Origin of the sequence: Xylanimonas sp. McL0601 (assembly GCF_049852175.1) — a bacterium.
Taxonomy (GTDB): Bacteria; Actinomycetota; Actinomycetes; order Actinomycetales; family Cellulomonadaceae; genus Xylanimonas.
This window is the reverse complement of record NZ_CP187527.1, coordinates 144,523-167,221: the sequence shown is the minus strand read 5'-3', so window position 1 is coordinate 167,221 and position 22,699 is coordinate 144,523. Positions and strand designations below refer to the sequence as shown.

Below are 22,699 nucleotides of genomic sequence, written 5' to 3'. Positions count from 1 at the left end.
TTGGTTCCTCGGGAGGCTTCCGTCGGTGGGGGAGCGATCGGCAGTCGCTGGGCGTGCGCCGCGGCGCGTCTGCGCTGCTCCCCGGTGGTGCCGACGATCCTAGCCCGAATCCCGCAGGGCGGGCAGGATCTGCCCGCGATCCAAGACGCGTCCGGGCCGCGCGGGCGAGCGCCCTCCCTTTCGACGTCGTAGGTGCTCGCGTTCTGGCGCTGAGAACGGCAGTAGGTGCTACGCCAAAAGGGAGGTGGGGGACCGGCGGAGGGTGGCAGCGATCTCGTGGGCCCAGGCTGCGATGAGGTCCGTGTTGCGGTAGTCGCCGCTGTGCGTGCGAGCCATGGCCTTGGCGACGGCACCCTGCGGGTGCTCTGTCAGGCGCCCGCCGAACGTACGGTGCTCGACGGCGTGCAGGCTCGCGGCGATCTGGCCGCACTGGCGGACGGTCGGCAGGTCGTGGCTGTCGGCGGTGTCGTCGAGCGGGCCGCTGCTGAACAGCCACAACGGCCGGTGCCGCAGCACCGCCGCATGCCGGTGCGCGAACGCCCGTGCGTCGTGGTGCCAGCGGCCCATGTAGATCGCACCGCCGAGGACCACAGCGTCGTAGCCCTCGGCGGACGTCGTCTTGCCGGCGTTGCGCAGGTCGGCCTCCATGCCCTCGGCGCGCAGCGTCGTCGCGATCGTCTCCGCGATGCCCGCGGTGCCGCCGCGCGTGCTGCCGAACACGACGAGCACCGTCGTCGGCGTGCTGAGGTCGGTCATCGTCCTGCTCCCCTCGGCTGGGCGCGCCCGTCGTCGGGCGGCGTCTGGTGGCCTGCTGCCAGGGTGCCGCGCCGGCTGGCGGGAAGGAACGGGCGCGGGGCCCGTGACGGCGGGTCCAAGGTCCCGCCGGCGGGGCGAGCGCCCGAGTGACACGCCGGGCGGCTACGGCACGTACCGTGGCGTGCATGGATACCGAGGAACGCCTGGCCGTCTTCATCGACTACGAGAACCTGGCGCTCGGTGCGCGCGAGCACCTGGGAGGGATGCAGTTCGACTTCGGCCCGATCGCCGACGCGCTCGCCGTGCGTGGCCGCGTCGTGGTGCGGCGGGCCTACGCCGACTGGTCGTACTTCGACGAGGACCGGCGCGCGCTCACCCGGCACCAGGTCGAGCTCATCGAGATGACCCAGCGCATGGGCGCGTCCCGCAAGAACGCCGCCGACATCAAGATGGTCGTCGACGCCATCGAGATGGCGTTCGAGCGTGAGTACATCTCCACCTTCGTGATGTGTACGGGCGACTCGGACTTCTCGCCGCTCGTCCACAAGCTGCGTGAGCTGAACAAGCGCGTCATCGGCGTTGGCGTGGAGAAGTCGACGTCGCGACTGCTGCCCGCCGCGTGCGACGAGTTCCTCTTCTACGACCGCCTCGAAGGCGTCGACGTCCCCGACACCGACGAACCGCCGTCGCGCACGGCGCGCTCCGGGCGGGGGAGCCAGGCCGACCGCGGGCGCAAGCGGTCGACGCGGGCGAGCGACGCGGTGGCCGAGGCGCTCCAGGGTGCGGCCGCCGCCGGGACGGCTGCGCCGAACGGAGCGGGTGCGGGCGCCGCGGCGCCTGCGGGCGAGGCGACGACGACGAAGGGGCGCGGCCGGCGCAAGGCCACGGCGCCGGCGCCGGCGGAGGGTGCTGAGGCGGGAGCCACGGCGGGCAAGGCTGCCTCGGAAGCGGCCACGGCCGCCGGCGACGCGGACGAGCGCGCGACGAGCGGCGCGACGGCCGACGGCCGGACCTCCGCAGCGGACACCCCGGCCGGCAGCGAGGCCGCGGGCGCGACGGCGTCCGCCACGGGTACGCGCCGCCGCGGGACCAGGGGCGCCCGGCAGGAGACCCCCGCGCCCGCGGTTGAGCCGGCAGCGCCGGTGGAGGCGCCGAACGTGCCGGCCGAGGCCCTGGTGGCACCCGACGCCGCGCACGACGAGGCGCACGACGACCACCAGGACGACACCGCCGAGGCGCCGAGCATGGAGGTGCAGGTCGCCCAGACCCTCGCCGACCTGGCCGCGTCGACGAGCGGTGCGGTGACGGCGTCGATGCTCAAGCGGACCCTGCTGCGCAAGGACCCGACGTTCTCCGAAGCGGACTACGGGTTCCGGACGTTCGGTGAGTTCCTGCGGTTCCTCGCGGACCGCGGGTTCCTCGAGCTCACCGGCGGGCCGGCCGCGGGCGACCCGGAGGTCTCGCTCCCTGAGCAGGGCAGCAGCGACCAGACCTTCGCGCTCGTCCGCGACGTGGTCGAGGAGGCCGGAGCGCCCGTGCCGCTCTCCGGGCTGAAGAACAGGCTGCGCAAGCGCCGGCCCGACTTCTCGGAGAAGGCGCTGGGTTTCCGCGGGTTCCTGCAGTTCTGCCGCGCTGCGGAGGCGGCCGGCGCCGTCGTGCTGACCTGGGACGACGCCGCGGACGACTACCTCGTGGCGGCCGCATGAGCGCTGCTGGCGCGTTCCGCGCGCAGCGACGTCGTCGAACGGCTTCGGAGAGCCAGGGCAGAATGACCCGGTGACCTATCGCCTGTTCCGCCTGATCCTGTCACTTGTGGTGTATGTGACGCTGCGTCCCCAGGTGGTCGGGCTGCACAACCTGCCACGTCGCGGGCCGGTGATCCTTGCCAGCAACCACCTGTCGTTCATCGACTCGATCCTGATCCCGCTGGTGGTGCCGCGGCACGTCACGTTCATCGCCAAGGCGGAGTACTTCACGGGCCGCGGCATCAAGGGCCGCGTGTCGCGCTGGTTCTTCACCACGATGGGGAACATCCCGGTCGACCGCGAGGACCCCCGGGCCGGCCAGCGCTCGCTCGAGGACGCGCTCGAGGTGCTGCAGCGCGGGGGAGCGTTCGGCATCTACCCGGAGGGCACGCGCTCGCGCGACGGCAAGCTGCACCCGGGTCACACCGGCGTCGCCTGGCTCGCGCTCGCGGGGCACGCCCCGGTGGTGCCGGTCGCGCTGATCGGCACCGACAAGGTGCAGCCGGTGGGCCAGCGCCTGCCGCGGCCGTTCCGCGGGGTGCGGGTGCAGTTCGGCGCGCCGATCGACCCGTCGCGGCAGATCACGGCCGGCGTCAAGCCGGCGCAGGCCCGGCGCGAGCTCACCGACCAGGTCATGGCGTCGATCCACCGCATGAGCGGGCAGGAGCTTGCCGCGCGCTGACGCCCCGCGGCGTCGCGTCGCGCGGCGTCACTCGCGCGGCGCCAGCAGCCCTGGTACCGCGTCGAGCCCTGCGGCCAGCGCATCGCCGTCGCGGCCCACGACGAAGGGCACGTCGACGTCGCCCGGCGCGGCGGCGGGCTCGGTGCCGCCCCCGGCCGACGGCGTCGTCCCGGTCGCCCGCCCGTCCTTCGCCGCGCCGGCGGTCGCGATTACCCGTTCGGCGCGGCTCATCGTCCGGATCCCGATCGCCACGACGGTGTCCGGGTGGGACCGCGCCGCGTCCGAGTAGATCTCCGGGTCCTGCTGCCCGTCGTCGCCGACGAGCACCCAGCGGACGTGGGGGAACGTCGCGAACAGGCGCTCGAGCGACGTCGTCTTGTGCTCGCGTCCGCTGCGGAACCACCCGGTGCGCGTGGGGCCGAAGTCGGTGAGCAGCAGCGGCCCGGCCGGGTAGCCGTGCAGTGCGAGGAACCGACGCAGCGTGCGGGCGGTGTTCCAGGCCCCGGCCGAGAGGTACACGAACGGCGCGTCCGGGTTCGCCTTCGCGATCCGCCCGTAGAGCCCCGCCATCCCACGCACCGCACGGCGGGTGGCCGTCCGGACCCAGAGCATGTTCCACGCGGCCACCAGCAGGGTCGGTACCGCGGTGACCATCGCGGTGTCGTCGATGTCGCTGATGACGCCGACCTGCACGTCGTCGCCGATGACGACGAGGCCCGCGTGCACCTCCGCGGCGTAGGCGCTGGTGGTGCGCAGCGTCGCGCGCTGCCAGCCCGGCCGCAGCGGAGCGTCGGGCGGCAGCTCGACCTCGATGTCGATGTACCCGGCCCGGTCCGCGACGGCGTCGACGACGGCCTTGCCGACCGTCACGATGACGCGATGCCCGGGCGAGGGGAGCGTCAGGAAGCTGCGGAACCCGCGCTGCACCGGCCGGGGGGCGCCGCGCCCGAGCTCGCGCGGCGAGAGCAGCACCCTGCCGAGCACGCGGACGCGGCGCGGCGTGCCGAACCCGGTGTACGGCTCGACCCGGGGGAGCCAGCCCGCCGCGCCGCGCAGCAGGGCTCCGACGGCTGCGACGACGCGGTCCTCGACCAGGGCGGCAAGGTGGACGCGCGGACCCTCGCCTCCAGGATCAGGGGAGGTCGGAGCCCCAGGGCTCGGGCGTTCGGTCACGGACCCACCCTGGCATCCGCACGACGACGGTCGCTCGGCGAAGCGCCGGTCGTGACCCGGATCGACGGTCGCCCTACAGCTCTGCGACCCGCGGCACCGCCGGGGCGACCGTGTCGCGGACCCATGCCGCGAGCGAGGTGGTCGGCGGGCGGAGGATCATCGTGTCGACGCCGAGCGCGGCGAACGGCCTGAGGTCCTCGACGAAGCCGTCGACGTCGCCGGCGAGCAGCTTGTCGGCGCCGTACAGCGTGGTCACGCGGATCTCGGCGAAGTCCCGGCCGACGTCGTCGCAGTGCGCCTTGAGGACGTCGAGCTTGTGGCGCACGTCGTCGGGCGCGGCGGCGAACAGGTTGCACGCGTCGGCGTACTGCGCGACGAGCCGCAGCGTCTTCTTCTCGCCCGATCCGCCGATCATGATCTCGGGCCTGCTCAGCGGCTGGGGCCGGTTGAGCGTCTCGGCGAGGCGGTAGTGCCTGCCCTCGAACGGGCCGTCGTCGTCGGAGTACATCTGGCGGGCGATCTGGACCGCCTCCTCGAGCCGCTCGAACCGCTCGCTGAGCGGCGGGAACGGGACTCCGAGCCCCGCGTGCTCCTCCTCGTACCAGGCGGCGCCGATGCCGAAGGTCGCCCGCCCGCCCGACAGGACGTCCAGGGTGGCGACGATCTTCGCGAGCAGACCCGGGTGGCGGTAGGTCACACCGGTGACCAGCGTGCCGAGCTGCACGGTCTCGGTGCGGCCGGCCAGGTAGCCGAGCGTCGTGTAGGCCTCCAGCATCGGGTCCGACGCCGGGAAGCCGGCGCGCATCATCTGCCAGTAGTGGTCCATCACCGACAGCCAGCTGAGGCCGGCCTCCTCGGCGTACGCGGCGGTGTCCCCGAGCTCTTTCCGCAGGGCAGCGGGCTCGACCGAGTCAAATCGCATCAGGTGTGCTCCGAGCTTCATGACTCGCATCATGCTCCCGATGCGGTCGCGCTCGCAGGACGAGCCCTCGTCAGGCGGCCGCCCGCGCCAGCACCACGGGGCAGGTCGCCAGGTGGTCGTCCACGAGCCCGCACGCCTGCATCGCCGCGTACGCCGTCGTCGGGCCGAAGAAGCGGAAGCCGAGCTTCTTCAGCGCCTTCGCCATCGCCACGGACTCCACCGACATCGAGCCCACCTCCTCGAACGACGCCGGGTTGGCCGCGCGGGGCACGGGCGCGAACGACCAGAACAGGTCGTCGAGCGTGCGGCCGTCGTCGTACAGCGCGAGCACGGCGCGGGCGTTCGCGATCGTGGCCTCGATCTTGAGGCGGTTGCGGATGATGCGGGCGTCGCCGAGCAGCCGCTCCACGTCGGGCTCGCCCATCGCGGCCACCGCCGACGGCTCGAACCCGTGGAACACCTCGCGGAACGCGTCACGCTTCCGCAGCACGGTGAGCCACGACAGGCCCGACTGGAACCCCTCGAGGGCGATGCGCTCCAACAGGGCGGCCTCGCCGTGCACCGGGACGCCCCACTCGGTGTCGTGGTACGCCTCGTACAGCGGGACCCCGTCGCCGAAGCAGCGGGCAGCCGCGGGGCCGCTGGGCGTCGCAGGGGGCTCGGTCGTCGCCGTCGTCATGCCCTCAAGCGTGCCCCTTCCCGCCCACACGGCGACGCCCGGGGCGCAACCTGTGCACGACGGCGCTCGCGGGCCGGCGGGGGACCGGCTCGAATCCCTACGCCGCCACCGGGCGACGGGGGTAGCCCGCCAATGACCGCCGCGCGACGCTCGCGACTTCTACAACGATGTACGATCCCCGGGTGGTCCAGCTTGCAACGTCGCTCGACGGCCCGTGTTCCCCGCGCGCCCCGCACGCGCCCGCCCGCCCGCTGCCGTTCGACGCAGTCCGCCTCGACGGCGGCTTCGACCACGCCTGGGGCGAGCGCACGCCGGGCGCTATGCGCGTCTGGATTCCCGTGGCTACGGTGACGCCATGACGACTCAGGCCGTGCCCGGTGTGCCGGCCGACGCCACGGGGAGAGCTGCCGGGAGCGGCCGTCGCGGCGGCGTCACCATGCGCGACGTCGCGGCGCGCGCGGAGGTGTCCGTCAAGACGGTCTCGAACGTCGTCAACGGCTACCCCTACATCCGCGAGTCCACGCGCGAGAAGGTCGAGGTGGCGATCGCCGAGCTCGGCTTCCACGTCAACCTCAGCGCGCGCAACCTGCGCCGCGGCCGCACGGGCCTCATCGGGCTCGCCGTCCCCGAGCTGTCGCTGCCGTACTTCGCCGAGCTCGCGGACTCCGTGATCCAGGCGGCCGACGAGCGCGGCGTGACGGTGCTGATCGAGCAGACCGGGTCGGTGCGCGAGCGCGAGCTCGAGGTGCTGCGCGGCGAGCGGCGGCAGTTCACCGACGGCCTCATCTACTCGCCGCTCGCGCTTGGCCCCGACGACATCGGGGAGCTCGCGGTGGTCGACTACCCGATGGTGCTGCTCGGCGAGCGCATCTTCGGCGGGCCCGCCGACCACGTCACGATGAGCAACGTCGAGGCGGCGTGCGCGGCGACGCTGCACCTCATCGAGCGCGGTCGCCGCCGCATCGCCGTGCTCGGCGCGCACGCGGGGGAGTCGGTCGGCTCGGCCGCGCTGCGCGTCCAGGGCTACCGCAAGGCGCTGGACCAGGCGGGCATCCCGTTCGACCCCGCGCTCGTCGCCGAGGCAGGGCTGTGGCACCGCGCCACGGGTGCGGAGGCGATGGCGCAGCTGCTCGACGCCGGCGTGGTGATGGACGCGGTGTTCGGCCTGAACGACGCCCTCGCGCTCGGTGCGCTGCACGTGCTGCACGACCGCCGCATCGACGTCCCCGGCCAGATCGCCGTCATCGGGTTCGACGACATCGAGGAGACGGCGTACTCCTCGCCCACGATGTCGACAGTGCACCCGGGCCGCGAGGAGATCGCCCGCACCGCCGTCGACCTGCTGCTGCAGCGCATCCAGGACCCGGCACCGGAGCGACCGTTCCAGCAGGTCATCGCCGACTTCTCGATCGTCGAGCGGGAGTCGACGGCGGGCTGACGGTGCCTCCCGCCCGGCCGGCTCAGACCGCCGGCGCGCGGGCCCCGACGCGCTCGTCGACCCGGTCGAGCTGCAGGTCGGCCATCCAGCCCGAGACCAGCAGCGGCAGGCTCACGCCCCCCAGCGCCCCGAGCACCGGCACGGACCAGAACAGCACCGCGAGCACGCCGAGCGTGACCACCAGCGCCGCCGACACCGCCGGTGCGGCCGCTGGGACCAGCAGCAGAAAGCGCCACGTGCGCACGAACCCGTCGTCGTAGCGTCGCAGCACGGGTGCCAGGTAGGCGAGCACCAGCACGATCCACAGGCCGACGACGACGAGCCCCACGGTCAGCGCGGCGTGCACGGGGCCCGTGGCGGCCCGGGCTACGCCGCCGTCGACCAGCAGGAGCGCTCCGGCGGCTGTAACTGGGGCACCGAGCAGGTTGGCCCGGCGGAAGCCCCCGCGCCACGCGCGCCAGAAGTCGAGCCACACCGACGTCGACGCGTCGCCGGCGGGCAGCCGGGACAGGAGCCGGCCGGCGGCGTCGAGCGCGGGGTACAGCCCGAGCACGACGCCACCCGCGAGCGTGCCGACCACGACCAGCAGCTGGGCGAGCACCAGGTGCTCGGCCCAGCGCAGGGCGCCCATGGTGCGGGCGGCCCACCCGGTGCCCTCGGCGGCCGTCGCGCTCGCCTTCGGGGCGCGCGACGGCTCGGCGGGACGCTGCGGGTCGGTGCCGGTCATGTCAGAGATTGTCCGCCGGCTCGCGACGCGAACCCGCCAGGGTCCGGCCGCTGTCGTCGACGGCCGCGAAGGTCCACGTGGGCAGCTCACGCTCGGCGTCCCATGCGGGCATCACCACGGCTTGTGCCCGGGCACCGGACGGCCAGGTCCACGAGAACCGCCCCTCGCCGTGCGCGACGACGTCGTCCACGTCGAGCGTGCCGGCGTGCGTGGGCTGCACCTCGTGCGGCGCGGCCGACAGGTCGACGAGGTCCCACGTGCCCGCGAGCACGCGCGGGTCGACCGGCCAGTCGCGGCGGGGGAGCCGCTCGTGCTCGGTGCCGGCCCACGGGCGCAGGCTCACGACGGGCCAGCCGTCGTGCGTCCACGCCAGCAGGCGCACCTGCACGCGGTGACGCGTCGGCGCCTCGGCGTCGCGGACGTGGTGCACGAGGAGCTGGCGCGTGCCGTCGGGCAGGTCCTCGGTCAGCACCGAGGCGTGCCCCGGGCCGCGGAGGCCCGGTCCGTCGGGCAGCCGGTGACCCGTGAGCACCGCGGTACCGGCCGAGGCCGGGATTCCCGTCGCGTCGTCGGCGGCGTCGTCGCGCAGGTCGCGGCCCGTCCGGTCCACATACGGACCCATGACCTGCTCCGAGACCCCGGCGCGCAGGTGGTAGGTGTCGAACAGCGAGTCCCAGGAGGCGATGAGCGCCCAGCCGCCGACCGGCCGGGGCAGCACGAACGCGCCCTCGAGCGCGCCCTCGACGGCGGCCGGGCGCCGCGCGAGCAGCGTCCCAGGGCCGGGGTGCGGCTCGCCGTCGGGCTGCCCGAGGGCGAGGCCCGTCGCAGGATCGAGCTCGATCGCGTGCAGCCCGCCGAAGAACGACCCGTACACGAGCCAGTGCCGGGGTGTGCCGTCGGCGTCGTGCTCGACGACGACGTTGGCGTCGATCGCGTTGGGCGCGCCCCTGCCGTGCGGCGAGCGGCCGGCGGCCACGCCGGCCTCGACCCCGTCATGCGTGCTGGTCACGACGACGCCGCGGTGCGTCCACGGCCCGCTCGGGTGCGGCGCCACGGCGAGTCCGATCGCCGAGGTGCGCGAGCCGAACGTCGACGCCGACCAGTACATGCGCCACTCCGGGGTCCCGGGCGCCCCCGCGCCCGGGACCCGCACGACCTCGGGTGCCCACAGACCCCGCGCCCCGGTCAGCTCGCGTGCCGACTCCGGCACGCCGGGCAGCGCCCACCCGTGGAACTGCCAGTCGACCAGGTCGGCTGACCGGCGGATCTGGACCCCGCCACGCACCGGTCCGTCGGACCAGGCGTCGGTGGAGTACAGCCAGTACTTCCCGTCGTCGTCCCGCACCGCCGTCGGGTCGTGGGCGTGCTCGGCCCCCCAGCTCGCGGTGTCCGGCACCAGGGCCGGTTCAGTGGTGGTCACGCGTCTAGCCCTTGGTGCCGGTGAGCGCGACCGACTCGATGATCTGCCGCTGGAACACGAGGAAGACGATGAGGATCGGCAGCAGCGCGACGAACGACGCGCCCATGATCAGCGGGTAGTCGCGCTGGGTGGCGAACTCGACGTTGAGGTTGGCGATGACCACCTGCAGCGTCTGCTTCTCGGGCGAGTTCAGGTACAGGACCGGCGCGAGGTAGTCGTTCCACACCGCCATGAACCAGAGGATGAACTGCGCCGCGATGGCCGGGCGGATCAGCGGCAGGACGAGCCTGCTGAAGATCGTGAAGTACGACGCGCCGTCGATCTTCGCCGCCTCGATGAGCGAGTCCGGGACCGTCTCGAGGTACTGGCGGAGGAAGAAGATCATGATGATGTTGCCGAACAGCAGCGGGACGATCAGCGGCAGCAGGGTGTCGACCCAGTGCAGCCGGGAGAACATCACGAACTGCGGGATCATCACCGTCGGGTACGGCACCATCAGGCCGGTCAGCAGGCCGAGGAAGATCGCGTTCTTGTAGGGCAGCCGCAGCTTCGCGAGCGTGAACGCGGCGAGCGCCGAGGAGAACGAGCCGATCACGGTCACGGTCGTCGCGACGATGAAGCTGTTCTTGAAGCCCGACAGGATGGGTGCGTCGGACCACATGCGCACGAACGTGTCCCACTGCGGGGAGTCGGGCCACAGGATCGGCGGCAGCGCGAAGACCTCGGCCTTCGTCTTGATCGCCGTCGTGAACATCCACAGGAGTGGAGCAGCCATCGCGACCGCGAAGATCGCGAGGACGACGAACAGCACGGCGTTGGTGGCGCGGCTCTCGGTGCGCACCGAGCGCGAGCGGCGGGGCGCGTCCGGCGCAGCGGCGGTGGACGGGCGCGTGAGGGTGGGGATCGCGGTCATGGTCTCGGCCTCACTCGATGCTGAAGCTGTTGCGCCGGTTGAGGCGGAACTGGATGAGGGTGATGACGAACACGATGAGCCCCAGCACGATCGCCATCGACGTCGCGTAGCCCATCTGCTGGTACTTGAAGGCCTTGCGCCAGATGTACCAGACAACCGAGGCGGAGCTGAACTCGGGTCCGCCGCCCGGGGTCATGATGTTGATCTCGGTGAAGATCTGCGCGCCGCCGATGATGTTGGTGACGACGAGGAAGAAGGTCACCGGCCGCACCATCGGCAGGGTGATGGAGCGGAACTTCTGGAAGGCGCCGGCGCCGTCGAGCGACGCAGCCTCGTAGAGCGAGGCGGGCACGGACTGGATGGCGGCCAGGTACAGGAGCATCGAGTACCCGAGGCCCTTCCAGACGGCCATGAGGATGATCGCGGGCTTCACGGTGGCGGTGTTCTGCAGCCAGTCCGGGCCCGTGATGCCGAACCAGGCAAGCACCTGGTTCACGAGGCCGAAGTCGCCGTTGTACGCGAACTGCCAGACGATCGCGATCGCCGCGAGCGACGAGATCACCGGGATGTAGTAGATGGTGCGGAACGCCGTGCGGCCCGGGATGCGGCGGTTGAGCGCGATCGCGAGCAGCAGCGAGAGCACCAGACCGATCGGGATGCCAATCATGTAGAAAAACGTGTTCCACAGGCTCTTGCGGAAGTACTCGTCCTGGAGCAGCGCCACATAGTTGTCGAACCCCACGAACCGCATCGGCCCGAGGCCGTTCCAGCTCGTGAGCGAGGCGTAGAAGGCGAACGCGATCGGGTAGAGCGTGAACAGCAGGAACCCGATGACGGGTGGTGCCACGAAGGCGAGCGCCCAGCGGTGCTCGGTGCGGTGGAGCCGGTTGCGGTCACGCCTGCTGCGCACCGTCGGCTGCGGGTCCGTGTGCGGCTCGGCCGGCACGACGGGGGCCTCAGGGGCCAGGGCTCGCGTCATCGCGACGTCCTCTCGTTCTCGAGACGGGGAGGGCCGGGGCGGGGCCCGGCCGCGCGCACGCGGCCGGGCCCGTGACCGTCACGCTCAGCCGGCGGAAGCCTGCTTGGCGTTCTCGATCGACTGGTCGAGCAGCGACTGCATCTTCGGCTGCACCTCGGCGAGGTAGTCGGCAGCGGTCTGCTTGCCGTCGAGGACGGGCTGGATGTTCGTCCAGAGCTCGTCGTACCACTCCGCGCCGTAGGTGAACGCGGCGGGCATGGCGCGGCCGTAGTCCTCCGCGATGTCGAGGAACTCCTGGCGGTTGGCGGGCTCGGCGCCCGGCTCCTCCGCCCAGGTCTTCGCGACGTCCTTGAGGTTCGGGATCTGGATGTTGGCGTCGACGAGCGTCTTCATCGCGTCCGAGTCGGCCGACAGGTAGGTCACGAGGTTCACGGCCTCCTGCGGGTACTTCGTCGTGTTCGAGACGCCGATGCCGAGCGAGCCGAGCCACGTGGCCGCGCCGGCGTCGCCGACGGTCGGCCAGGGGATCAGGTCGTAGTCGAAGTCGAGGTCGTTGTAGACCGAGACGTCCCACGGGCCCACCGGGAAGAAGCCGATCTGGCCGGCCATCCAGCGCTGGTAGGTGTCGAGCGTCGCGGCGTCGGAGGCCGACGGCGTGACCTGGTCGACGTTCGTCAGGTCGGCGAACTTCTGCAGCGCCTCGGCGAACTCGGGCGTGTCGACGGTGACCTTGGTGTGGTCCGCATTGGTCCAGTCGCCGCCGTTGCTCCACACCATCGACTGCAGGTTCCACTGCACGTTGAGGCCGGTGCCCCACTGGTCGACCTTGCCGTCGCCGTCGGTGTCCGTGGTGAGCTTTTTGGAGATGTCGACGAACTCGTCCCAGGTCAGGGGCTTGTCCTTGTCGGGCAGCGGGATCCCGGCCTTCTCGAGCATCGTCTTGTTGTAGCCGAACGAGAACGGGCCGACGTCCTTCGGCAGGCCGTAGAGCTTGCCCTCGTGCGTGCCCTGCACCTTGCCGTCGAAGCGGTAGGAGTCGACGCCGTACTGCCAGATGTTGTCGAGGTTGACGCCCGACTTCGCGACCTCGTCGGTGATGTCCATGAGGACACCCGAGGCCACGTAGGACTGCAGGCTCGCCTGCTCGATGTAGAACACGTCCGGCACGTTGTGGCCGGCGACCGCCGCCTGGAGCTTGGTGGCGTACTGGTCGGCATCGGTGACGATGACGTTGACCTTCACGCCCGTGTCGGCGGTGTACTTGTCGATCGCCGCCTGGTAGGCCGCCTTCTCGTCCGGGCCGCCGCGGAACATGAAGGTGATCTCCTTCGCGCCGCCCGCGTCACCGCCTCCGTCGCTGCTCGAGCACGCGGTGAGCGCCATGGCGCCCACGAGCGCGACGATCGCCCCCGCGGCGACCTGCTTCCTGTTCATCTGTCCCTGCCTTCCGGTCATCAGTCCGGACAGGTCATACGACGGCGGGGCGGACCGGGACAAGCGCCACCATGCGCCGTCCGGCCGTCTCGCTGGTCACCTTTGACCTTCCGATGTGGTGTCAACGCCGAACTTCTACAACGTTGATCTACAACGTTGCACAAGATGGCACGGCTTGCGATGATCGGTCAAGCAACGATCCGGTCACGACGACGAGCCTCGGGGCGCGCGAGCCTACCTTGCGCGCGGTGTGCTGGCTTGCACCTTCGCCCCGGTGCCGGGCCGTTGACGAGGAGGCCGCATGTCGGGCATGGTTCTTCTACAACGATGTAGACGGCGCGGCCCCCTCGACAAGGGCCGACGCCGCCCGGCGCCCCGAACGACCTGGGCGCGGCGCACCAGCACCACCGGACAGGAGCACCCTGCATGATCCCCGTGAGCATCACCCTCGACCCCGCGTTCCGCGTGGGACCGGTCCGCCGCCGCACGTTCGGCTCCTTCGTCGAGCACCTCGGTCGCTGCGTCTACACCGGCATCCACGACCCCGAGCACCCGACCGCCGACGCCGACGGGTTCCGCAAGGACGTCGTCGAGCTCACCCGCGACCTGGGTGTCAGCACGGTCCGCTACCCCGGCGGCAACTTCGTCTCGGGCTACCGCTGGGAGGACGGCATCGGCCCGGTCGAGCAGCGTCCCCGCCGGCTCGACCTCGCGTGGCACTCGACCGAGCCCAACATCGTGGGCGTCGACGAGTTCGTGCGCTGGACGCGGGCCGCCGACGTCGAGCCGATGATGGCCGTCAACCTCGGCACGCGCGGCGTGCAGGAGGCGCTCGACCTGCTCGAGTACTGCAACGTCGAGAGCGGCACCCGCTGGTCGGACCTGCGCCGCCAGAACGGCTCGCCCGAGCCGCACGACATCAAGATGTGGTGCCTCGGCAACGAGATGGACGGCCCCTGGCAGATCGGCCACAAGACGGCGTACGAGTACGGCCGGCTCGCGACCGAGACCGCGCGGGCGATGCGCATGATCCAGCCCGACCTCGAGCTCGTCGCGTGCGGCTCCTCCGGCGTGTCCATCCCCACCTTCGGCGAGTGGGAGCAGATCGTGCTGGGCGAGGCGTACGAGTACGTCGACATGATCTCCGCCCACGCCTACTACTGGGAGGAGGACGGCGACCTCGGCTCGTTCCTCGCCTCGGCGACGGACATGGACCACTTCATCGAGTCCGTCTCCGCCACCGCCGACGCGGTGCGCGCGCACAAGAAGGTCTCGAAGCGCATCCACGTCTCGTTCGACGAGTGGAACGTCTGGTACCAGCACCGCGCCGAGTCCAAGCCGCCGACCGGGAGCGACTGGCCCGTCGCGCCCGTCCTGCTCGAGGACAAGTACAACGTCGCGGACGCCGTCGTCGTCGGCAACCTGCTCATCAGCCTGCTGCGGCACACCGACCGCGTGCACGCCGCCTCGCTCGCGCAGCTCGTCAACGTCATCGCACCGATCATGACCGAGCCTGGCGGCCGCGCCTGGAAGCAGACGATCTTCCACCCGTTCGCCCAGGCGTCGCGCTACGCCCGCGGCGAGGTGCTGCGCGTCGCGCTCGACGTCGCGACCTACGAGACCGCGAAGTACGGCGACGCCGCGCTCGCCGACGCCGTCGCGACGTACGACGCGGAGATTGGCGAGGTCGCCCTCTTCGCCGTCAACCGCTCGACGACGGAGCCCGCCCGCCTCGACGTCGACCTGCGCTCGATCCCGGGCCTCCAGCTCGTCGAGGCCAGCACGCTGTCGAACCCCGACCACCTGTGGCAGGCCACGGCCGACGACGACGCCTCGGTGGCGCCGCGCGCCAACGCGACCGCCCAGGTCGCGGACGGCCGGCTCACCCTCGAGGTCCCGCCGGTCTCGTGGAACGTCGTGCGCCTCGCGGCACGCCCGTGACCGAGCGCGCGGAAGCCCCCACGGGGACGCCGTCGCCGGAGTCGTCCCTGGCGACGGCCCTCGCGCGCACCGACGCCGGCGACGCCCCGGCCCCCGCGCCGCGGCGTCGCCGCCGGGTCGTCGCCGTCGGCGCGACCGTCGTCGCGCTGGTCGCGGTGCTCGTCGTCGTCGGCGCGCGGTGGGTGATGGCCGACGCCGCCCCGGCGGCGACCGCGCTCGAGCTGTCCGGCGACATCCACACCCACGACCCCGCGCTCGTCGTGGGCGACGAGGGCGAGCCCTGGTACGTGTTCTCGACCGGCGACGTGCGCGTCGGGTTCGGCTCGCCCCAGGTGCGCCGGTCCACCGACGGCGGGCGCACCTGGGAGAACGCCGGCACCGTGTGGGACGCGAGCACGCGGCCCCAGTGGGTCTACGACGCGGTCCCGGGCGTCCAGAACTTCTGGGCCCCCGACGTCGTCGAGCACGACGGCACCTGGTACCTCTACTACGCGGCGTCGACGTTCGGCTCGAACACCTCGGTCATCGGGCTCATGACCAACACCACGCTCGACCCCGACGACCCCGCGTACGCATGGGTCGACCAGGGCGAGGTGGTGCGGTCCGCCGCGGGCGAGGACAACTTCAACGCGATCGACGCGGGCGTCATCACCGACCAGGACGGGACGCCGTGGATGGCGTTCGGTTCGTTCTGGGGCGGCATCCAGCTCGTCGAGCTCGCGTGGCCGGACGGCAAGCCGGCGCACCCCGACGCCGAGCCCGTGAACATCGCGAGCCGCATCGGCGCCCCCGACGCGATCGAGGCGCCGTACCTCGTGCGGCACGACGGCTGGTACTACCTGTTCTTCTCGCGCGACACGTGCTGCCGGGGCACCGACTCGACCTACAACATCGCGGTCGGGCGCTCGCGGTCGGTCCAGGGCCCCTACGTCGACGACAAGGGCCGGGACCTCACGCTCGACGGCGGGCGTTCCCTGCTCATGTCGAACGGCGACATGGTCGGCCCGGGAGGGCAGTCGTACTCGAAGGGCTACCTGGCGTTCCACTACTACGACGCGTCGCAGGGCGGCGACTTCCGGTTGGCGATCCGCAGGCTCGCGTGGACCGACGACGGCTGGCCCGTCGCGTGGACGGCCGACGAGCTGGCTCAGCGGGAGGGCTGAGCCGGCTCGCGGGCCCCCGGTCACCGCCGCCAGTCAGCGGTGCGCCGGGGCCGTCGACTCGCGGACCACGAGCTGGGGGCTCAGCACCACGCGGTGCACCGGCCGGGTGGGATCGGCGAGGCGCTTGACCAGCAGGTCGACGGCGGCATGGCCGACGGCCGCCCGCGGCGGGCTCACGGCGGTGAGGGCCGGGCTGTAGAGCCTCGCCACCTCGTCGTCGTACGCCACTACGGACAGGTCGCCGGGCACCGAGACGCCGCGGTCCTGCGCGTGCTGCACGAACGCCATGGCGTCCGGGTCCGAGTGCACGAGCAGGGCCGTGGTGCCTGAGGAGAGCGCCGTCTCGAGCACGGAGTCCACGATGTCCGAGAAGTCCGGTTGACGCCGGTCCGGGATCGTGCGCTCGAAGTGCTCGTTCGCGGCGAGCTCCAGCTGGGCGCACGCGCGGCGCCAGCCGGCCGCGATCTTGCGCGAGGTCGGCGACTGCCGCGACAGCACGAGCCCCACCCGCCGGTGGCCCAGGTCGGCGAGGTGGTGGACGGCCATCAGCGCGCCGAGCGCGTGGTCCGTGGTCACGGACTCGAGCGCCTCGCGGTGCGGGGCGAGCGACCCCTCGCGCTCCACGAGCACGCTCGGTACGCCCGACGTCGCGAGCCACTGCAGCAGGTCCTGCGCGTGCGGGCTGTCCGTGTTGGGGGCGAGCAGCAGCCCGCGCACCCCGTCCGTCTCGACGAGTCGACGCACGGCGGGTCGCTCGTCGGCGGCCTCGTACGACGACCCCCGCAGCTGCGTGCGAAGCCCCTGTGCGGCGGCCGCCGCCTCCACGCCGCGCACGACGCCCGGCCAGTAGTAGTCGAGCGACGGCACCAGCACGCCGACGCTCGTCGTCGGCGACGGCCGGCCCCCGTCGCGCACGCCCTCCTCGCCCTCCATGCGGACCACCGCGCCGCCGTGGACGCGATGGAGCAGCCCCTCGGCCTCGATGTTCGCGATGTCGCGCCGGATCGTCACGGGCGTGACGCCGAGCTCGGCGACCAGGTCCGCGACGCGCACCACGCCCTCGCGCCCGAGGGCCGCGAGGACGTGGGCGCGGCGCTCGGCGGCGAGCGGGGCGCGTGGGGCGTGCTCCGTCATCGGGTCTCCTCGGGGGCGGCTGGCGGGTCGGGCGTGGTCGGTTGCTGCACGACGGCGACGACGACGTCACGTCGGTGGGTCACGTCGAGCTCGACCCGCGTCAGCCGCTCGCCCCACACGGCCGAGAGCATCGGGTCGTCGAGCTCGCGCACGGTGCGGCTCGCCGGGAGGTCGGCGGGCCAGCTCAGGCGCACCGGAGTCGCACCGTCGAGCGGGACGACGACGGCGCCCCCGTGGTGCAGCGACACCTCGCCCGCGACGAGGAGGCGCACGACCGTGGGCGGCTCGTCCCCTGGGCCGTCCCACGCGTCGAGCTCCCAGGCGTCGCGGACCTCGACGCGCGCGCTCGGCGCGCGATGCAGCACCGCCTCGCGGCGCCACGTGCGCAGCCCGGGGACGGGGAAGACCTCGGCGAGGTCGAGCGCGACGCCGGAGGCGCGGTCTTCAGCGCTGCTCTCGGCGCCGTCCTCGCCGGCGCGGGTGACCGCGCGGACGACGGACGCGGCGAACCGTCTGCCGATCCCCTGCGCTGCCCCACGCACCTCCGGGACGTTGTGCCACGCGCTCTGCATCGGCCAGACCGAGTACCGGTCCGGCCCGAACGTCGCCGCCGTGTACGTCGGGCGGCCCGCGTCGACCAGCACCGGCACGCCGTCGGAGGCCACGACGAACGACCCCACGTCGGCGTGGTTGTGGTGCTCGCCGTTGTGACCGCCCTTGGCGGCCAAGGTCAGGCCGGTGTCGGAGCCGGGGCGCTCGCGTGCCACGAGCACCTGGACAGACGGCAGCCACACGTCGCGGGGCAGCGGCGACCGCGCGCCGGCCGCGCGCACCCATGCGTCGTCGGTCAGGGTGCGCAGGAGCCGGCCGAGGCCCTCGGCCTCGGACGCGGCCGGCGTCCCCGGGACGCGGTGCGCGGCCGCGTGCGCGAGCGCGTCGGCGTCGCCCGCGCGCCGGGCCGCACGGTGCAGCGGCGCCCAGGTCGCGTCGGCCGAGGCGCGGGCCGGCCCGTCCGCGAGGTTCAGGTGCCAGGGCCCGCCCAGGTGGACGCGGTGCGGGAACGCGACGGTCGCGCGCAGCGCCGGCACCGCCGTCGCGTCGAGCGCTCCGGCGGTCGCGTGCGCGAGCAGCTCGAGCGCCTCGAGCGCCCGGCCGGCGCCGTTCCACCAGTAGTGGAAGCCCTCGTCGACGGCGCCGTCGTCGGGCAGGTTCGCGACGTAGCGGTCCAGGCCCTCGATCACGAGGGCGACCACGTGCTCGCGCAGCGCCGCGTCGTCGGGAGAGTCGAGCAGGCGCAGCGCGGCGACCAGGACGTTGCCGTGGATCCAGGGGTTCCAGTTGTGCGGGTCGCCGTCGAGCCCGATCCAGTGCCAGTCGCGGCGGCGGACGAACGGCTCGAGCACGCGCACCCGCGCCTCGTGCCGCAGCCGGGAGCGCACGCCGGGCCAGCGTGCCTCGAGCAGCGGGCCGAGCAGCTGGTCGGCCCACGCGAGCTGCGCGGCCACCTCGCCGGCGCCCAGGTCGAGGTAGGGGTCCGTGACCGTGGGGACGACGGCGCCGTGGCGCTCGAGCGTGTCGTCGTGCGCCGGCCAGCACCACGACGACTGCTCGCACAGCTGCAGGAGGCCGTCGACGGCCTCGTCGAGCCAGGTGTCGCCGGCGGGGTCCGACGCGGCGGCCGCCGCCGCGACGACCGCTCGCGACACCCGCCGCGTCCGCGCGAAGACCAGCGCCTCGTGCGCGGTCCGGTCGCCGTCGCGGTAACGGCGGACGGCGGTGCTGGCGAGGGGGATCGGCCAGGGCGTGCCCACGTCGGCCCGGGCGCGCGCGACGACGTCGTCGAGCGTGACGCGGTCGGCGGTGCCGGTCGTAAGGTCCCAGGTCGCGCGGTCGGTGGCCGGCGCGACGGGGAGCACGGCGCCGGGCGGGAGCAGGAGCGTCCGCAGAGGGGTGGAGTCAAGCGCGTCGGCGAACGCCGCGGCGAGCGGTCCGCGGAAGGCGGGGACGGCATCGTCCAGGGCTGGCAACCTCTGCTCCTCTCGCTCGCCCTCGTCGACGAGTCCGCGCTGAGCGTAGCCCGAAAGCGATCACAACCGAAAGTAACAAATACATCACGATGGTTGCCGATCGCAATCGAGGGTCAATACCTTCGCTCCCGTTCACTTCGACGGAGAAGGACGGCGATGACGCACCAGGGTCTGGCACCTGACCTCGTTCCGGGACACCCGGAGCCGGCAGCCGACGGCGCTGCCACGCGGGCCCGCCTCGCGGCCCTCGCCGACCGGATGCTCGCCGCCGTCCGCCCCCACGCCTCGCCCGGCCACGGACGGATCACCCTGCCCGGCCCGGAGGGCGGCTACGGCCGCGCGATCGACGGGCTCGAGGGCTTCGCCCGCACCTTCCTGCTCGGCGGTTTCCGGCTCGCGGGCGAGCGCGGCGCCGACCCGGACAACCTCGCCGAGTGGTACGCCCGCGGCATCGCGGCCGGCGTCGACCCCGACGCCCCCGACCGCTGGGTGCGCATGAGCGAGCACGGCCAGGCCAAGGTCGAGGCCGCGTCGCTCGCCCTGGTGCTCGACCTCACCCGCCCGTGGATCTGGGACCGCCTCGACGCGGTGACCCAGGAGCGCACGGTCACCTACCTCGCCGAGTGCATCGGCGACACCACCTACCCGCGCAACAACTGGGTGTGGTTCCGGATCGTCGTCCAGACCTTCCTCAAGTCGGTGGGCGGCCCCTGGTCGGCGCAGGACGTCGCGGACGACCTCGCCTTCCACGACTCGTGCTACCGCACCGACGGCTGGTTCTCCGACGGCGAGGAGCGCGCCTACGACCACTACGTCGGCTGGGCGATGCACCTCTACCCCGCGCTGTGGGCGCGCATGGCCGGGGCCGAAGAGCTCGCAGCCCCCCGCCGGGCCGGCGACCGCGCGCGCCTCGACCGCTTCCTGGAGGACGCCGTCGCGCTGGTCGGCGGGGACGGCTCGCCCCTGCTGCAAGGCCGCAGCCTCATCTACCGCTTCGCGGCCGCCGCCCCGTACTGGGTGGGTGCCGTCGACGAGGTTCCCTCGGTCTCGCCGGGACTGCTGCGCACCGCGGCGGCCTCCGTCGTCGGGCACTTCACCGACCGGGGCGTGCCCGGTACGGACGGGCTGCTCTCCACGGGGTGGCACCACGAGTGGCGGCCGCTCGCGCAGGACTACTCGGGCACCGGCTCGCCGTACTGGGCGAGCAAGGGCCTCCTGGGCCTCGCGCTGCCGGCCGACCACCCCGTGTGGACCGCTCCCGCCGAGCCCCTGCCGGTGCAGCGCGGTGACGTGCTGCGCGCCGTGCGAGCACCTGGCTGGATCGTCGCGGGCACCCGGTCCGACGGCGTCGTGCGCGTGATCAACCACGGCACCGACCATGCCCGGGAGGGCGACCGCACGGGCGACTCGCCGCTCTATGCGCGGCTCGGGTACTCGACCGCGACGAGCCCGTGGCTCGACGCCGCGAGCTGGCTCTCGCCGGCCGGGGGGTCGGTCGCGCTCGTCGCCATGGCGGGGGAGCTCGCGGGGCAGGCGACGCACCGCACCGGGATGACGCTGCTGGCGACACGCGTGGACGAGGGTGTCGGGGCCGATGCCGCCGTCGGCGTCGCGGCCTCCCGCGCCACCGCGCACTGGCTCGCGCCCGATGACGCGCAGGTGCACCACGGCTCGGGCCGGCACGGCGCTGCGACGGACGCGGGCACGCTGACCGTCGTCTCGCTCGTCCGCGGCGCCTGGGAGGTGCGTCTCGCCCGCGTCGACGCGCTCGCCGACGGCGTCACCCGTGACGGCGTGCGGCTGCGCGTGAGCGGGTGGCCCGTGGTCGACGGGGACGGGCTCGACTCCGTCGTCGCACCACTGGCCACCGGCACCCCGGCCGACGCGGCGACGACCGGATCCTCCGGGACCGAGGAGCGCACCGACGTGAGCCCGCTGTGCCCGCCCGGAGCCGCGAGCCGCGCCCCATGGGTCGAGACCGCCGTCGTGCCAGGGGAGTGGGTCGCGGTCGCCGTCGGACTCGGTGCCGCCCTCGGACCGGCACGGCCGACGCTCGCGCTCGCGGACGAGACCGCCGTCGTGACCTGGCCCGACGGACGCCAGACCAGCACCGACCTGCCGGCACACGCCGGCGCCACGACCAAGGGCTCGACGACGAGCCCTGACTCGAAGGAGAGCAACCGATGAAGCGCACGATCCCGGCCGCGATCGGCATGGCTGCCGTCGCGTCCCTGGCCCTGACTGCCTGCAGCGGCAACGGCGACACCGCCGCCGGCGGCGGCGACGGCGCGACCGAGGCCTCGGGCCCGGTGACCCTCTCCGTCTCGGGCTGGAGCCTGGCCACGACGCCCGAGTTCCAGACCCTGGCGGACGCGTTCCACGCAAAGAACCCGGACGTCACGATCGAGCTCAAGGAGTACGACCCGGCGCAGTACACCACCCTCATCACGGCCGACCTCGCGGCGGGCAACGCCCCCGACATCGTGACGCAGAAGGAGGTCAAGAACGTCTCGGTGTTCCAGCAGGGCGGCCAGCTCATGGACGTGAGCGACGTCGTCGCAGGCCTCTCCGACGACGTCAACGGCGTCGACTCCTACAAGATCGGCGACAAGTACTACGGCGTCCCGTACCGCGGCGACTCCTGGATGCTCTTCTACAACCAGGACCTGTTCGACAAGGCCGGCGTGGCCTACCCGGACGGCACGTGGACCTGGGACGACTACGCGAAGGCCGCCGAGGACCTGACCACGGGCCTCAAGGGCGCGGGCAGCGCCGCGCTCGGCACCTACGAGCACTCCTGGCAGTCGACGCTTCAGGGCTTCGCGACCGCGCAGACGCCCGGCGCGAGCATCCTCTCGGGTGACTACGGCTACCTGAAGCCGTACTACGAGCGCGTGCTGAAGCTGCAGGACGACGGCGCCCAGGTGGACCTCGGCACCATCACGACGAACACGCTGACCTACCAGGCGCAGTTCGGCAAGCAGCAGGCCGCGATGATGCCGATGGGCAGCTGGTTCGTCGCCACGCTGATCTCGCAGCAGAAGTCGGGCGACGCCGACACCTTCAAGTGGGGCTTCGCCCCGGCGCCGCAGTTCGACGCGTCGACGACCGGGCTCGACAAGACGCCGGTCACGTTCGGCGACCCGACGGCGTTCGCGATCAACGCCAGCATCGACAAGTCCAAGGTGGCCGCGGCCAAGGAGTTCCTCGCCTTCGCCGCCTCCGAGGAGGCCGGCCAGACGCTCGCCAAGATCGGCATCACCCCGGCCGTGACGAACGACGCCGTGGCCGCGACGTACTTCGGCGTCGCGGGCGCCCCGACCGACGACCTGTCGAATTTCGCGTGGACCACCCACGAGACGCACCCGGAGAACCCGACGTCGGACAAGGCGGCGGGGATCCAGACGGTCCTCAACGACCTGCACACCGCGGTGATGACGGGCTCGACGCCGATCGACCAGGCGATCTCCGAGGCCACGGACCGGGTCAAGAGCGAGGTCGGTCTCTGACCGAAGGCCGGGGAGGGCCCTGAATCCCGGGCCCCTCCCCGGCACCTCCCGCTCGTC

Annotated in this window: 19 protein-coding genes; 8 read left to right on the top strand and 11 right to left on the bottom strand. The window is 72.9% G+C overall.

Annotation, left to right across the window (positions count from 1 at the left end):
- Positions 1-228 precede the first annotated feature (228 nt).
- Positions 229-756, bottom strand: a complete 528-nt coding sequence (locus tag ACO4JP_RS00750; RefSeq protein ID WP_425955499.1) for a flavodoxin domain-containing protein — start codon at positions 754-756, stop codon at positions 229-231.
- 185 nt (positions 757-941) lie between these two features.
- Between ACO4JP_RS00750 and ACO4JP_RS00745 the strand changes: the two genes are divergently transcribed.
- Positions 942-2,462 (top strand): NYN domain-containing protein, encoded by a 1,521-nt coding sequence (locus tag ACO4JP_RS00745; protein ID WP_425955498.1) that lies wholly within the window; start codon positions 942-944, stop codon positions 2,460-2,462.
- Positions 2,463-2,532: 70 nt separating this feature from the next.
- On the top strand, positions 2,533-3,183 hold the full coding sequence (locus ACO4JP_RS00740) for a lysophospholipid acyltransferase family protein (RefSeq protein ID WP_425955497.1): 651 nt from the start codon (positions 2,533-2,535) through the stop codon (positions 3,181-3,183).
- A gap of 27 nt (positions 3,184-3,210) precedes the next feature.
- On the opposite strand, the gene ACO4JP_RS00735 is transcribed toward ACO4JP_RS00740, so the two are convergent.
- From ACO4JP_RS00735 to ACO4JP_RS00725, 3 genes are all read right to left on the bottom strand, one after another.
- Complete coding sequence (locus tag ACO4JP_RS00735) at positions 3,211-4,356, bottom strand: App1 family protein (protein ID WP_425955496.1); 1,146 nt, start codon at positions 4,354-4,356, stop codon at positions 3,211-3,213.
- Between the two features lie 73 nt (positions 4,357-4,429).
- Complete coding sequence (locus tag ACO4JP_RS00730; protein WP_425955495.1) at positions 4,430-5,299, bottom strand: LLM class F420-dependent oxidoreductase; 870 nt, start codon at positions 5,297-5,299, stop codon at positions 4,430-4,432.
- 49 nt (positions 5,300-5,348) lie between these two features.
- Entirely contained in the window at positions 5,349-5,957 is a 609-nt protein-coding gene (locus ACO4JP_RS00725) for a DNA-3-methyladenine glycosylase I (protein WP_425955494.1), read from the bottom strand.
- A 182-nt stretch (positions 5,958-6,139) separates the two neighbouring features.
- On the opposite strand from ACO4JP_RS00725, the gene ACO4JP_RS00720 reads away from it, so the two are divergent.
- Positions 6,140-6,316 carry a hypothetical protein gene (locus tag ACO4JP_RS00720; protein WP_425955493.1) on the top strand — a complete coding sequence of 59 codons (177 nt, stop codon included), beginning with the start codon at positions 6,140-6,142 and terminating at the stop codon, positions 6,314-6,316.
- Positions 6,313-7,395, top strand: coding sequence for a LacI family DNA-binding transcriptional regulator (locus ACO4JP_RS00715; RefSeq protein ID WP_425955492.1), 1,083 nt, complete (start codon positions 6,313-6,315; stop codon positions 7,393-7,395). Before ACO4JP_RS00720 ends, ACO4JP_RS00715 begins: the two co-directional genes overlap by 4 nt.
- Before the next feature lie 22 nt (positions 7,396-7,417).
- Here the strand turns inward: ACO4JP_RS00715 and ACO4JP_RS00710 are convergent, their stop codons facing one another.
- From ACO4JP_RS00710 to ACO4JP_RS00690, 5 genes are all read right to left on the bottom strand, one after another.
- Complete coding sequence (locus tag ACO4JP_RS00710; RefSeq protein ID WP_425955491.1) at positions 7,418-8,122, bottom strand: YesL family protein; 705 nt, start codon at positions 8,120-8,122, stop codon at positions 7,418-7,420.
- Position 8,123: 1 nt separating this feature from the next.
- Positions 8,124-9,542, bottom strand: coding sequence for an arabinan endo-1,5-alpha-L-arabinosidase (locus ACO4JP_RS00705; protein WP_425955490.1), 1,419 nt, complete (start codon positions 9,540-9,542; stop codon positions 8,124-8,126).
- Between the two features lie 4 nt (positions 9,543-9,546).
- Positions 9,547-10,455, bottom strand: a complete 909-nt coding sequence (locus ACO4JP_RS00700; RefSeq protein WP_425955489.1) for a carbohydrate ABC transporter permease — start codon at positions 10,453-10,455, stop codon at positions 9,547-9,549.
- A 10-nt stretch (positions 10,456-10,465) separates the two neighbouring features.
- Entirely contained in the window at positions 10,466-11,434 is a 969-nt protein-coding gene (locus ACO4JP_RS00695; RefSeq protein ID WP_425955488.1) for a carbohydrate ABC transporter permease, read from the bottom strand.
- Between the two features lie 84 nt (positions 11,435-11,518).
- Positions 11,519-12,868 carry an ABC transporter substrate-binding protein gene (locus tag ACO4JP_RS00690; RefSeq protein ID WP_425955487.1) on the bottom strand — a complete coding sequence of 450 codons (1,350 nt, stop codon included), beginning with the start codon at positions 12,866-12,868 and terminating at the stop codon, positions 11,519-11,521.
- A gap of 426 nt (positions 12,869-13,294) precedes the next feature.
- Here ACO4JP_RS00690 and ACO4JP_RS00685 point away from each other — a divergent pair, with 426 nt between their 5' ends.
- Both ACO4JP_RS00685 and ACO4JP_RS00680 read left to right on the top strand, forming a co-directional pair.
- On the top strand, positions 13,295-14,809 hold the full coding sequence (locus tag ACO4JP_RS00685) for an alpha-N-arabinofuranosidase (RefSeq protein ID WP_425955486.1): 1,515 nt from the start codon (positions 13,295-13,297) through the stop codon (positions 14,807-14,809).
- On the top strand, positions 14,806-15,972 hold the full coding sequence (locus tag ACO4JP_RS00680; RefSeq protein ID WP_425955485.1) for an arabinan endo-1,5-alpha-L-arabinosidase: 1,167 nt from the start codon (positions 14,806-14,808) through the stop codon (positions 15,970-15,972). The genes ACO4JP_RS00685 and ACO4JP_RS00680 overlap by 4 nt, the downstream gene beginning before the upstream one ends.
- A gap of 33 nt (positions 15,973-16,005) precedes the next feature.
- On the opposite strand, the gene ACO4JP_RS00675 is transcribed toward ACO4JP_RS00680, so the two are convergent.
- Together ACO4JP_RS00675 and ACO4JP_RS00670 are read right to left on the bottom strand one after the other, a co-directional pair.
- Complete coding sequence (locus ACO4JP_RS00675) at positions 16,006-17,106, bottom strand: substrate-binding domain-containing protein (protein WP_425955484.1); 1,101 nt, start codon at positions 17,104-17,106, stop codon at positions 16,006-16,008.
- Positions 17,103-19,133 (bottom strand): heparinase II/III domain-containing protein, encoded by a 2,031-nt coding sequence (locus tag ACO4JP_RS00670; protein ID WP_425955483.1) that lies wholly within the window; start codon positions 19,131-19,133, stop codon positions 17,103-17,105. The genes ACO4JP_RS00675 and ACO4JP_RS00670 overlap by 4 nt, the downstream gene beginning before the upstream one ends.
- Before the next feature lie 156 nt (positions 19,134-19,289).
- Here ACO4JP_RS00670 and ACO4JP_RS00665 point away from each other — a divergent pair, with 156 nt between their 5' ends.
- Positions 19,290-21,320: a DUF2264 domain-containing protein gene (locus ACO4JP_RS00665; protein WP_425955482.1), complete on the top strand. Its 2,031-nt coding sequence runs from the start codon at positions 19,290-19,292 to the stop codon at positions 21,318-21,320.
- Entirely contained in the window at positions 21,317-22,642 is a 1,326-nt protein-coding gene (locus ACO4JP_RS00660; RefSeq protein WP_425955481.1) for an ABC transporter substrate-binding protein, read from the top strand. The genes ACO4JP_RS00665 and ACO4JP_RS00660 overlap by 4 nt, the downstream gene beginning before the upstream one ends.
- Positions 22,643-22,699: the final 57 nt, after the last annotated feature.

Bases quoted from the DNA above. Each gene is read 5' to 3' on its own strand.
- ACO4JP_RS00685 (WP_425955486.1), top strand. From the start codon at position 13,295: ATGATCCCCGTGAGCATCACCCTCGACCCCGCGTTCCGCGTGGGACCG.
- ACO4JP_RS00745 (WP_425955498.1), top strand. From the start codon at position 942: ATGGATACCGAGGAACGCCTGGCCGTCTTCATCGACTACGAGAACCTG.
- ACO4JP_RS00660 (WP_425955481.1), top strand. From the start codon at position 21,317: ATGAAGCGCACGATCCCGGCCGCGATCGGCATGGCTGCCGTCGCGTCC.
- ACO4JP_RS00750 (WP_425955499.1), bottom strand. From the start codon at position 756: ATGACCGACCTCAGCACGCCGACGACGGTGCTCGTCGTGTTCGGCAGC.
- ACO4JP_RS00700 (WP_425955489.1), bottom strand. From the start codon at position 10,455: ATGACCGCGATCCCCACCCTCACGCGCCCGTCCACCGCCGCTGCGCCG.
- ACO4JP_RS00690 (WP_425955487.1), bottom strand. From the start codon at position 12,868: ATGAACAGGAAGCAGGTCGCCGCGGGGGCGATCGTCGCGCTCGTGGGC.
- ACO4JP_RS00725 (WP_425955494.1), bottom strand. From the start codon at position 5,957: ATGACGACGGCGACGACCGAGCCCCCTGCGACGCCCAGCGGCCCCGCG.
- ACO4JP_RS00715 (WP_425955492.1), top strand. From the start codon at position 6,313: ATGACGACTCAGGCCGTGCCCGGTGTGCCGGCCGACGCCACGGGGAGA.
- ACO4JP_RS00710 (WP_425955491.1), bottom strand. From the start codon at position 8,122: ATGACCGGCACCGACCCGCAGCGTCCCGCCGAGCCGTCGCGCGCCCCG.
- ACO4JP_RS00675 (WP_425955484.1), bottom strand. From the start codon at position 17,106: ATGACGGAGCACGCCCCACGCGCCCCGCTCGCCGCCGAGCGCCGCGCC.
- ACO4JP_RS00665 (WP_425955482.1), top strand. From the start codon at position 19,290: ATGACGCACCAGGGTCTGGCACCTGACCTCGTTCCGGGACACCCGGAG.
- ACO4JP_RS00695 (WP_425955488.1), bottom strand. From the start codon at position 11,434: ATGACGCGAGCCCTGGCCCCTGAGGCCCCCGTCGTGCCGGCCGAGCCG.
- ACO4JP_RS00730 (WP_425955495.1), bottom strand. From the start codon at position 5,299: ATGAAGCTCGGAGCACACCTGATGCGATTTGACTCGGTCGAGCCCGCT.